Origin of the sequence: Paenibacillus sp. GCM10012306 (assembly GCF_042649265.1) — a bacterium.
Lineage (GTDB): Bacteria > Bacillota > Bacilli > Paenibacillales > Paenibacillaceae > Paenibacillus_AQ.
Genome location: NZ_JBHRYW010000008.1, coordinates 253,683 through 264,749, shown reverse-complemented (window position 1 = coordinate 264,749; position 11,067 = coordinate 253,683). Strand labels below are relative to the sequence as shown.

Annotated in this window: 10 protein-coding genes; 1 reads left to right on the top strand and 9 read right to left on the bottom strand. The window is 53.2% G+C overall.

Annotation, left to right across the window (positions count from 1 at the left end; translation table 11 throughout):
- Positions 1–128 precede the first annotated feature (128 nt).
- Positions 129–1,973 (top strand): Rqc2 family fibronectin-binding protein, encoded by a 1,845-nt coding sequence (locus tag ACFORK_RS18870; protein WP_379201743.1) that lies wholly within the window; start codon positions 129–131, stop codon positions 1,971–1,973.
- A 215-nt stretch (positions 1,974–2,188) separates the two neighbouring features.
- Here ACFORK_RS18870 and ACFORK_RS18865 read toward each other — a convergent pair whose 3' ends face one another.
- From ACFORK_RS18865 to ACFORK_RS18825, 9 genes are all read right to left on the bottom strand, one after another.
- Positions 2,189–3,079: a PHP domain-containing protein gene (locus ACFORK_RS18865; RefSeq protein WP_379201741.1), complete on the bottom strand. Its 891-nt coding sequence runs from the start codon at positions 3,077–3,079 to the stop codon at positions 2,189–2,191.
- 50 nt (positions 3,080–3,129) lie between these two features.
- Positions 3,130–4,029, bottom strand: a complete 900-nt coding sequence (locus ACFORK_RS18860; protein ID WP_379201739.1) for a selenium metabolism-associated LysR family transcriptional regulator — start codon at positions 4,027–4,029, stop codon at positions 3,130–3,132.
- Between the two features lie 93 nt (positions 4,030–4,122).
- Complete coding sequence (locus tag ACFORK_RS18855) at positions 4,123–4,560, bottom strand: hypothetical protein (RefSeq protein ID WP_379201892.1); 438 nt, start codon at positions 4,558–4,560, stop codon at positions 4,123–4,125.
- Between the two features lie 153 nt (positions 4,561–4,713).
- Positions 4,714–5,673 (bottom strand): GGDEF domain-containing protein, encoded by a 960-nt coding sequence (locus tag ACFORK_RS18850; protein ID WP_379201737.1) that lies wholly within the window; start codon positions 5,671–5,673, stop codon positions 4,714–4,716.
- Between the two features lie 204 nt (positions 5,674–5,877).
- A complete protein-coding gene (locus ACFORK_RS18845; RefSeq protein ID WP_066372879.1) occupies positions 5,878–6,141 on the bottom strand; it encodes a YlbG family protein in 264 nt (87 codons plus the stop codon).
- Positions 6,142–6,176: 35 nt separating this feature from the next.
- Complete coding sequence (locus tag ACFORK_RS18840; protein ID WP_379201735.1) at positions 6,177–6,614, bottom strand: YlbF/YmcA family competence regulator; 438 nt, start codon at positions 6,612–6,614, stop codon at positions 6,177–6,179.
- A gap of 16 nt (positions 6,615–6,630) precedes the next feature.
- Positions 6,631–8,817: a helicase-associated domain-containing protein gene (locus ACFORK_RS18835; protein ID WP_379201733.1), complete on the bottom strand. Its 2,187-nt coding sequence runs from the start codon at positions 8,815–8,817 to the stop codon at positions 6,631–6,633.
- Entirely contained in the window at positions 8,814–10,505 is a 1,692-nt protein-coding gene (locus tag ACFORK_RS18830) for a DNA repair helicase XPB (RefSeq protein ID WP_379201731.1), read from the bottom strand. Before ACFORK_RS18830 ends, ACFORK_RS18835 begins: the two co-directional genes overlap by 4 nt.
- 117 nt (positions 10,506–10,622) lie before the next feature.
- The gene (locus tag ACFORK_RS18825) at positions 10,623–11,054 is read right to left on the bottom strand and encodes a CBS domain-containing protein (protein WP_379201728.1); all 432 of its coding nucleotides are present in this window, start codon (positions 11,052–11,054) and stop codon (positions 10,623–10,625) included.
- Between the last annotated feature and the right edge of the window lie 13 nt (positions 11,055–11,067).

Below are 11,067 nucleotides of genomic sequence, written 5' to 3'. Positions count from 1 at the left end.
TGACCAAGTTTATTCGGGGTCGTCCCAAAATATCACCCTGCAGACTTCTCCTTTTGCACGAAGACCGCGAAGTATGGCATCATAGAGGGATAACAATTTCAATTTTATGGCGACAGGAGATCTATATCATGGCATTGGACGGAATCGTTACCCGGGCTATTGTGCAGGAATTGCAAGCCTTTACAGGGTCACGCATAGGCAAAATATATCAACCTAACACACATGACCTCATCTTTATTCTGAGAGGACAGGGAGGCGGAGGGAAGCTACTGCTGTCTGCGAACCCGACCTATCCCCGTCTGCATCTCACGGAAAGAAACAGCATCAATCCACCTGAAGCACCGATGTTCTGCATGCTAATGCGCAAACATTGTGAGGGCGGAACAATAGAAAGTATCACCCAGGTGGGCATGGAGCGGATTATTCATATTCACATTAAGCAAAGAGATGAGCTTGGCGATGTTTCCGCCAAAAAAATCATCATCGAGCTGATGGGCAGACATAGCAACATCATTCTTACGGACATGAACGGCACAATTGTGGATGGTATTCATCATGTGACGCCTTCGATCAGCAGCTATCGAATCGTTATGCCGGGCTTCTCCTATACTGAGCCACCCCAGCAGCACAAGCTGAATCCTCTGGAGCTGGGACGTCAGGAATTCCTGGAGCTGGTTGCTTCTGCTGAGAGAGACGCCGCTCTGCAAGTCACTGCCACTGACGAAACCGAGTCTGATGAGCTCTCGCTAGCACCGCAAAAAGACGGTTCGGGCGGACCGGCACCTTCTGCTGACCCTGTGGGGTGGATCGTGCATGCCTTTAGTGGTCTTAGCCCACTTGTCGCCGGCGAGATTGTGCATCGCTATCGTCAAGCCACTGATACAGTGGCAGCTGGTACAACAGAGGCAGAGACCTTATGGAACGCCTTTAACTCGGTCATGGAACCGGTACGGAATTTGTCGTTCTCTCCAGTTTCGGGTGCTAATGCAAGAGGCAAGCTGATCTTCTCTGCGATTCCTCTCACTCTCCCGGATGAGCAGGCGAAACACTATGAATCCATCAGCCAGTGCATGGAGGATTATTACGGAGACAAAGCCGAACGGGATACCGTCAAGCAGCGGGTCAGCGACCTAATCCGCTTCCTGACCAACGAACGGACGAAGAATATCAAGAAGCTGGCAAAGCTGCAGGAGGATCTGGAGGAAGCCCAGGAAGCGGATCGCTACCGGATTTGGGGCGAGCTGCTGTTCGCTTCATTGCATGCGGTATCCAAGGGTGACAAGCAGGCAGTGCTGGTCAACTACTATGATGAGGATCAGGCAGAGATTACGATTCCGCTTGACCCGCTCCTGAACCCTTCAGACAATGCACAACGCTTCTTCAAGAAGTACAACAAGTACAAGAACAGCTTGCTAGTCATTGATGAACAATTGATCAAAACGCATGAAGAGATCACCTATATGGAGAGCCTGCTGCAGCAACTCGATCACGCCTCGCTGAATGATATCGAAGAGATCCGCGACGAGCTGGTAGGACAGGGATATTTGCGGGATCGAAGCAAGAAAGGCAAGAAGAAGAAAAAAGCGACCCGCCCTACCCTTCAGGTATTCACTTCTTCAGAGGGCATCGACATCTATGTCGGCAAAAATAATCTGCAGAACGAGTACCTAACGAACCGTCTGGCCTCACCGAACGATACCTGGCTACATACCAAAGACATACCGGGTTCACACGTCGTTATCCGCAGCGAGAGCTTCGGGGATGCCACGCTGGAAGAGGCTGCGCAATTGGCTGCCTACTTTAGCCAGGCCAAGCAATCGAGCAGTGTTCCGGTGGATTGCACCCTGATCCGCCATGTGCGTAAGCCGAGCGGTTCCAAGCCGGGATATGTCATCTATGATCATCAGAAGACCCTGTTTGTGACACCGGTGGAATACATGATCAAGGGCCTGCCGAATACATTGAGAAGCTAATTGAAATAGACAGCACATGTCAAAAAAATAGAGCCTCCAGCCATCATCTGACAATATGCAGATGGGCCGGAGGCTCTTCTATTGATGGCATATGTACCTGGCTATAATAGCCAGGTTAATCTTTTACCTTGGACACGCTCAGCTTTTAGCTTTTAGCGTTTAGCTTTTAGCTTTTAGCTTTTAGCTTTTACCTTCTACTTTTCTCTTTTTACTTTCTATCTTTTTCCTAACTGATCCAGCACATCTACAGAAACGTTAACATTACCGAGCTCACCGTGAAAAACAACACCCTGTCGCTCACCATGAAAGTCCGAACCCCCGGTCACGGCCAGACTGTAATCCTGTGCCATCGCCAAATACCGTGCTTCTTCCTCCTGTCCATGATCCGAATGATAGACTTCGATGCCGGTAAAGGCCCCTTTCTGTAGAATGCTGCGTACCAGTTCATCATCACCGTAGAGTCCCGGATGGGCCAGCACTGCCTTACCGCCGGCTTCACCGATCCACGTGCAAGCTTCTTCCGGGGAAATACGAGGCGGTGAGACAAAGGCTGCAGCCCCTTCGGCCAAATACTTGTCAAAGGCCTCCCGCATATTTTGCACAACGCCCAGCCGAACCAGCTCATCAGCAATATGTGGACGCCCGACACTCTCATCTGGCCGCAGTTCCCGCCCTATGCCTGCTACTACCTTGTCCAAAGTAATTCCGATGCCTAGCTCCTGCAGCTTGCCAACAATCTGTTCATTACGCCGGTCACGGGTCTCTCTAAGCCCAGCCAGACGAGAGAGGAACCTTTCATCACCGGGATCAACATAATAACCCAATACATGGATATCCTTGCCCCCGGCACGTGTGCTGATTTCCACGCCTGGCACCACCGTGATACCGTACTCGGTTCCAGCCTGAAGCGCTTCCGTAATGCCCGCCACCGTATCATGATCCGTAATCGCCACCGCGCCAAGTCCTTTCGCCCACGCTAGTCTAACATTCTCCGCAGGGGGCTGCATGCCGTCAGAAGCCTGTGTATGCGTATGCAGATCACAGCGGCCCGCAAGGGCGGAACGCTCTGCAATCTTGTCTTCCTTATGCTTCGTGTCAATTTCCATAGTGCCACTCCGTTCCAGGTTAATAGGTTCCTGCTAATCTAGTATTCCCGTCAGTGTACGCCAGCATGCTCCCGCAAAAAAGTCAGGAACGTGACTGCCGAGATCGGCAACAACGTTGATTTGAGATGGATCGCATAGAATTGTCTTTTGAACGACGCATCCGAGATATTCACAATTTTCAACAAACCTAGCGTGACTTCATGCTTCACCGAGGAGGTCGAGATCATCGTAATGCCGAGTCCAGCTTCCACCGCTGATTTCACAGCTCCTGTACTGCCCAGCTCCATTACAATTTTCATAGACGAGGGATCAAGGCCTTTGGCCAAAAGCTGTTCCTCCATGACACGCCGTGTACCAGAACCCCGCTCGCGCAATATAAACGGATAGGCCAGTGCTTCCTCAAGCGTTACCTCTTCCCTCTCAGCCAGCGGATGGTCACGATGTACAATCAGCTTCAGCTCATCCCCCATAACAGGCTCGATCACCATATCCGGGTGGGTCACCGGGGCTTCAATGAGACCGAAATTCAACTGGTGCTTCGTAATCTCCTCTATGATCTGCGTGGTGTTGATCACTTTCATCATGATGGAGATGTGGGGATATTCCTTGCCAAAAGGGCCCAGTAACCTGGGCAGGACATATTCCCCAATCGTCAGACTGGCCCCAAGCTGGAGTCGTCCCTCAAGCATATGTGTAAATTCCGACATCGCCTGATCGGTCTCGCGCATAAGTTCAAGGCTGCGCAGCGCATAGGGCATAAGGGTCTGACCGGCCTCGGTCAGCATTATTTTTTTGGTGGTACGATTGAACAGCTTGGCTCCAAAATAGTCTTCGAGCGCCTGCACCTGCATGGTGACAGCCGGCTGGGTCATATGTAGCGTCTGTGCAGCCGCTGAGAAGCTGCCACGCTCAGACACGGTATAAAAAATATGCAGCTGATGAAAATTCATGCTCGCAACTCCTTCGTCCATTCTGATTCTGCCAGCTAGCGGGTTATAAAAAAGACATGCGGCTTACACCGCATGCCCCTGCTTCTGTACCCGCTATCTTCGTTTACGGCTTTTTCTAGCTAGCTGCATGCGGCGGGAATGACGCAGCCAAGAATAATACTGCTTCAAGTCCCGCAGCTCGGGAGCTTTCGAGAGGGAGCCGAGGAACGAAATGACGTTCATGATATACAACGGATGGCCGGAAACGGTTCGTTCACCCTCCAGTGCCGTGAATTCGGCAATGATCACCACATCGTCATCAATGAGGTACGCACTCTGTTCGCTGCCGGAATAGGCCTTCATCCGCTTCTGCTTCAGACACTGCCATAACCAGGCAGCAATCTGACCAGGGTCGGCAGCCTCCTCGCTAATCCGGTCCAGGTAACGGCTTCTTGCATGATTCGTGATCACAATATCTGCGACCCTATAGTCATTCAGCATGATGTGGAAGGGCTCATAGGTGCCCCACCGTTCCGTACCCTTGTCGCGCATCATCATCACACTCCACCGTCTAGGCATGCACTTATTGTTGTCATCTTACCTCATTTGCCGCAGCTTGTACAAGCACCTTGACCTCTGTATGGAGAATTACTCACGTACTATGATATATCTTTATTGTGACAGGGGCCTTGTCCCACCCCAAAACTACTTTACATGCACTGGCTCCGCATCATCGACATAGCAGCTGCCTGGCACCAGTTTGCATTTTTTCTTGATACGTGCGGCTTCCCCGGCAACCTCCTCAATGGAATCAAACTGCCGGAACCGATTCGTTACCACCGCAACGGATATGGACACCAGCGGGATTTCCCCGACAACCCCCGAGCGATCCTCTGTCAGAACATACTTCTGAGCCAGATGCTGAGAATGATAGAAATCCTTAATTGCTGCATCGAACTCTTCAATGAGAATTCTACAAGCCTCGGTATAGTGATGATTGTCAATGATAACGATAAAATCGTCGCCACCGATATGACCCAGGAAACCCTCCAGACGCAGTGCACAGTGCTTCGCAATCTCGGCGGTTGTCTGAATCATCCGATCGCCTTCCTTAAAACCATATGTATCGTTATAGGCCTTAAAGTGGTCAAGGTCAATATAGAGTACACTGAACCGCTCCTGGTGCAGGCACTTGACCAGACATTCATTGATGCTCATGTTGCCAGGCAGACCTGTTAACGGATTAAGATAGCTCGCTGCCATCGCCTGGATTTCGGCAAAATTCAGCAGCAGATCCCTGACGCTCACGGCCCCAAACATCTTTCCCTCATGGGTGACGATAACATTATCGTACAAATTCTCCACCTGCCGGTTCATGGCCAGCTTACTCACCTCGGTGATCGGTGTCTTGTATTCTACAATCAGCGGATCCTGGTCCATCACCAGTGAAACTGGTCTTCCCATATACAATGTATACCCGTACAAGGTTCCGATCTGCTGATAGAAGCGAATTCTCATGATCAGGGCCACCGGATATTCGTTATCGACCACGACCACTCCTTGAAGCTGGGGATCACTTTTGAAAATATGATCCACGGTTTCGCATTTGCTGGCAGGAGAAATCTGCGTAATATGCTCCGCAATATCCCCTATCTGGAGCAACATAGATTCAAAACCTCCTCCCTAGGTGACTATCACTCAGCATACACAGGTTATATTAACCCGCGATAAACTGTGTAAAAAGAAAGGGCGCGCGTCTCCAAAAGAGACAGGTTACTGTTCCCGTACAGATGCTAACTTGCTGCCCCCAATAAACCTTTACCGTTGTACAAAAAAACAGGCGCATAGCGCCTGTCCATATGGCAACAGTTATAGCCCGTAATAACGGCTCTTGTCCGGTCCGTTGCTGGTATACTCGGTCTTCAGTTCGTTACGGTAAGAACGTTCGATCTTCCGTACGTAGGAAAGTCTGCGGACGTTCTTCATCACTTCCTCAGCCCGATCCGAATTAACATACATTACTGCATAATGCATCTTCCGGGACACATAATGCAATGTGCCGTATTTCTCCAGATTGCGCGCCGCCTTAACGTCGCTGACCCAAACAATATATCCTGTACGTTCCGGAAACATAGTCTCATCCAACCTTTCTCTCTCTTCTGGTGACGCTATCCGCAGGAGCACTTCCCGCCGCTGCCACAACCGCCCTTGGGCGCCGGATCATTGCTTGGAACCTTGATGCTCTCCGATACAGAAAAAGCAATCGCTTCCGACATGGAATGCAGCATGTCATCCAGTGTCTTCTCTGCTGTCTTGAAGCGGACAACTGCCTCGAACTGTTCCAGCTCGATTTCCACAGCCAGCACCTCATCCTTGGCGGAATGATAGTTCGGATGGAAATGCCCAAACCGCTGGGTCTCTTCGAATAGATCCTTCTTGCTCTGGAGCTTTCTAACCATGGCCTGGATCTGCGGGTTAGCATCCACCTGACCCTTCCAGTATAGATAATCCGACACTTCGGCGGATTGATTAATCATATCGCCCAATTCATAGGCGTATGTCAGCACTTCGGCCATGTCAACCGTGTTAATCTCCGCTACGCTCATGAACTTCAACTCACTTCTATGTTAATGTTCTACCATTAGCAGTAGACTTTTCTATCATAACATAATCGGTTGCTCCAGCAGAAGAGGAATTTCTAGCAGCCGCTGGGAGAATAAGCTGTATTTCGTTCCACGCCGCTGCCGTCAATTCCACTTCCTCTACTTCATGGCCAGAATCCCGCAGCAGATGCCCCGTCACACGCCACGGATTACGCTGGATACGATGAGGAATGAAGTGGCATTCCTGCTCCTGCAAAGACATTCGCACCTTCACGCCCCAGCGCAGGCCCTGCTCCATCACCTTCTCTGCCGTCGTGACATGATAGACGCGCCACTCCCGGCTCCACATGGGCGGTACCTGCCCCTCATCCGCCAGAAATGAAGCCTCCAGCTCCGCATCAGCGAGAGGCAAATGGCGAAGCGGATTCCCCCTCACGGAAGAGAGCAGGCCCTGCTCCCAGGGCGGCACAGCATAGGCTGCAGGGGGGTGTTGTTCCTCTCGGTGATACAGCGGCATCTCCGCTGCCCGCTCTGGCTCCCGCCCATTGATCGTTCCCTGCGGTGACAGGCCTCCCTCCGCCAGCTCCTGGCGCACATCCTTCTCCTGCGCCCGCTGCACCAGAAAATGCAGCGGGCCAAGGCGGGTGAGCTTGTCCTGCAGCCGGGGATGGGCGGCGACCATCTCCGCTTCTGCCTCGCTAAGACAGCTCAGAAGCCGGACATCGGTAATGGCTGTACGGCCGATCCCCTGGCCCCATTGATTCAGCGAATACTCTACCTGCTCCGGGAGTCCGCCGGTCGTATGCTCCTGCAGCCAGGAGATGACCTCCCCAGGCGGCATTCCTTGAACCGCAGCATGCTCCAGCATCTCCCGGGTCAAGCGGAAGCTCCAGAGCACATCGCACTCGAGCAGCTCCGCACAGGCGGCCAGTGTCCAGCGCATGGCATAAGGAACTTCTGGGGGTACCAGCACCTCGAAGTCGGGCTGGACAATGAAGGCGGCCGCCAGGGCCTGTTCTTCCGCTGCGCCGGAAGGAGCAGGCCGGACGTCTTGAAGCTGCGGCTTTGCAGCCGTCCAGCGGAAGCAATGCTCCCCGGTGCGCAAGCTGCCCAGCTCGGCCCAGCCAAAGCCGGCCAGGGCGCGCAGCCAAGCGAGACAGGCCACTTCCAGGGCTAGCCGCTCCAGCAGGGCGGCGGGATTCATCGCCGCCAGCCAGTCCAGTACCCCGGCCAGAGCGTACCACTGGCCGGGCAAGAAGTCCTGGCGGGAGAGCAGCAGCCGGAAATGCTGCTGGGCCGGCTCCCGGCTGCCGTAACGTTCGGCTGCCGTTTCGTACAGGATGCCGCTCATCTGCGGCTCCGGCAGTTGCAACCAGTTCCTCAGTGCTTCCCGCTCAGGCGCATAGCCATTCTCCTGTTGGCTGATCAGCCCGAGGCTCAGCATAAGGTCCACAATGACCGTCACAGCAAGCGGATAGTCACCTGTGGTTTGGCCATTGGCTTGGCCTTTTGCTATACCCGTAGCTTGACCTTTAACTTGGCCTGTGACTTGGTCTATTGCTTGACCTGTAATCTGTCCTTTGTCTCGTACTTGGTCTCGCCCACCTTTTTTTCCTTCAGCTCGTCCTTGACCCAATGAACGTCCTTGCTCACGTCCTAATCCTGTCTGTTGTCCTGACTTTTGCAGTTGCACGTGCTCTCGCTCGTACCCTCGTTCATGCCTACGGCCTTGATCCAGGTCCGAACCAAGCGCTGTCAGGCCTTGCAGATGCTCATCTCCGAATGATAGCTGCCCAGCAAGACGGCTGACTTGCTTCTTGTGAATACTGCCCTTGGCCGTCATGGGCAGTCCTTCCCGGGCGGTGAACAGCAGCGCCCGGAATAGCTCACCGGACAGTCCCGGTCCGGCTTCCACCAACAGACTTACATCACCGGCCGCAAGCGGAGCCGGACTATAGGGGTAGAAGTGGAGTGACACGGCATCCAGAACCTCTGCCGTGATATGATACAGCTTCTCCCCCCATAATTTCTGCCGGGCCGTTAGCAGCCCGGCCCGGCGCAGCTCAGAGAGCGCCAGCCTCTGCTCCGCCCGGCTTAGATATGCGGGCCGCAGCTGTTCTTCTTTACCCTCTTCGAAAGCCTGACCACCGTACACCGCGCAGATTCTGCCTAGCAGCTCCAGCGCATCAGGTGTCAAATCCTTCATGTGATCTCCTCCCCAGACTGTTGTTCGCTGCGCACCTGATACTCATAACCCTGCTCCGTCAGGAACATCCGACGTTGTCTAGCAAATTCCTGCTCGCGGCTGTCTCCAGATACCAGCGTATAGAAATACGCCTTGTTCTCTCCCGCCTTCGGCCTTAGGATGCGCCCAAGCCGTTGCGCCTCTTCCTGCCGGGACCCAAACGCACCGGACACCTCAATCGCGACGGAAGCATCCGGCAGATTCACCGCAAAATTCGCCACTTTGGACACGATCAACACGGGGAGGGTGCCTTCATTAAAGGCGGCATACAACTCTCCCCGCTCCCGCTGCGGAGTCTTCCCCGTAATGAGCGGCGCTCCCAGGGCAGCTGAGAGCTGTGTCAGCTGGTCCAAATACTGTCCGATGACCAGCACACCCGCCCCCTGATGTGCTTTTAACAGCCGGGAGGCTGCATCTATCTTGGCTGGGTTCACAGCCGCAAGACGGAATTTCTCTCTTTTCCCTGCATAGGTGTACTCCCTCCTCCATTCCGGGTTCATCGGGACCAGCATTTCAGTACATTCCACGGAGGCGATCCAGCCTTGCTGCTCCAGCACCTTCCATGGAAGCTCATAGCGCTTCGGCCCGATCAAGGAGAATACATCCCCCTCCCGACCATCTTCCCGGACTAGGGTTGCAGTCAGACCCAGTCGACGTGTAGCCTGAATTTCCGCCGTTGCCCGGAACACCGGGGCTGGCAGGAGATGAACCTCGTCGTAAATAATCAGTCCCCAGTTCCGTTCATTGAACAGGCTCATATGCAGGAAAGGTCCGCCTTTAGAACGGCGGTGAGTGAGAATTTGATAGGTGGCGACCGTTACCGGTCGTACCTGACGCTTTTCCCCCGAATATTCACCGATTTCATCTTCCGTCAAGTTCGTACATCGCTCTAACTCCTCTATCCACTGCCTGACAGATGTAGTATTGGAGGTAAGAATTAGTGTTTCGCATTGGAGAGCCTCCAGCACGGCCATGCCAACGACTGTTTTACCAGCTCCGCAGGGCAGCACGACCACCCCACTCCCCCCACTGCCGACGGTTCCCTGGAATTGTTTCACCGCTTCTTGCTGATAATTCCGCAGTCGGAAGGGGATTCCATACTCTCCCTCACCTCTCCACTTCACCTGCAGCGCCTGTCCTTCATGGTATCCGGCATAATCAAGAACAGGATATCCCAGCCGGGTCAACTCCTGCTTTAATTCTCCCCGCAGCGCCGCCTTGCAAGTTAAGTCCTGCGGTCCCGTCCTCCACAGCCCCATATCTCCTAGTACTTTGCCGACCATCAGCTCATCAAGCAGCGCAGGCTCTTCGCTCCTAAGGACGATATGTCCGGGCTCATCTCCTGAGCTGTGAAGCGTCAATTTTCCATATCGGGACAGAAGCAGTCTGATCTCCTCCTCCAATCCCGCCGGAATTTCCCATCTGGAGAGCTTATGCAGTTGTTCAACAATGTTATCGGCGGTAGCCCCTAGCGCCGCTGCATTCCACAGAGTTAAGGGCGTTATTCGGTAAGTATGATAAGCTGATGGACTCTTGATCAGTTCAGCAAATACCGCCAGCTTCCGTCCTGCTGCCTGAGAGCCTGGATGAGCGCAATCCAGCAGCACCGTCCGGTCCCTACGTACAATACAGGATCCTGTCTCATTCATGACCCTTCCCTCCTCGCAATAAACTATTCTATGAGCAGTATGTACACACTCTGTTGTCGGAATAACAGGAAAAAGCCCACCTCCGCGAACACGGACATGAGCTTCCTGTATTAGTATTTAATGCAAGGTCTGCTGCGAGATGCTACTAAGCGCTTCTCCCGCTTCATCGGCAAAGATATTCCGTACGGCCAAGTCACCGATGGACACAATACCAATCAGCTTCTTGCCATTGACCACCGGCAGACGTCGAATCTGTCCCGCAGCCATTATTTCCGCAGCTTCATCTACGGAAGTGTCCTCTGTCACCGTACGCAGATCCCTGCTCATCACCGTCTCCACAGCAGTGGAGCCTGAATGCTTGGCAGCATACCCCCGGATGACAAGATCACGGTCTGTTATAACACCGATTAATTGGTTGCTGCTTTCTGAATCGACCACGGGAATAAAGCCGGTACCATTGTCTTTCATCTTGACAGCAACCTCATAAATATTATCCTTTTGCGTAACCGTCACCGGTCCTGCTGTCATAACTTCCTTAATTTTTTTCAACTGGAATCCCTCC

What these genes read in the sequence shown, in the direction of transcription:
- ACFORK_RS18870 (WP_379201743.1), top strand. Translation starts at nt 129, where the DNA reads ATGGCATTGGACGGAATCGTTACCCGGGCTATTGTGCAGGAATTGCAA.
- ACFORK_RS18865 (WP_379201741.1), bottom strand. Translation starts at nt 3,079, where the DNA reads ATGGAAATTGACACGAAGCATAAGGAAGACAAGATTGCAGAGCGTTCC.
- ACFORK_RS18860 (WP_379201739.1), bottom strand. Translation starts at nt 4,029, where the DNA reads ATGAATTTTCATCAGCTGCATATTTTTTATACCGTGTCTGAGCGTGGC.
- ACFORK_RS18855 (WP_379201892.1), bottom strand. Translation starts at nt 4,560, where the DNA reads ATGCGCGACAAGGGTACGGAACGGTGGGGCACCTATGAGCCCTTCCAC.
- ACFORK_RS18850 (WP_379201737.1), bottom strand. Translation starts at nt 5,673, where the DNA reads ATGTTGCTCCAGATAGGGGATATTGCGGAGCATATTACGCAGATTTCT.
- ACFORK_RS18845 (WP_066372879.1), bottom strand. Translation starts at nt 6,141, where the DNA reads ATGTTTCCGGAACGTACAGGATATATTGTTTGGGTCAGCGACGTTAAG.
- ACFORK_RS18840 (WP_379201735.1), bottom strand. Translation starts at nt 6,614, where the DNA reads ATGAGCGTAGCGGAGATTAACACGGTTGACATGGCCGAAGTGCTGACA.
- ACFORK_RS18835 (WP_379201733.1), bottom strand. Translation starts at nt 8,817, where the DNA reads ATGAAGGATTTGACACCTGATGCGCTGGAGCTGCTAGGCAGAATCTGC.
- ACFORK_RS18830 (WP_379201731.1), bottom strand. Translation starts at nt 10,505, where the DNA reads ATGAATGAGACAGGATCCTGTATTGTACGTAGGGACCGGACGGTGCTG.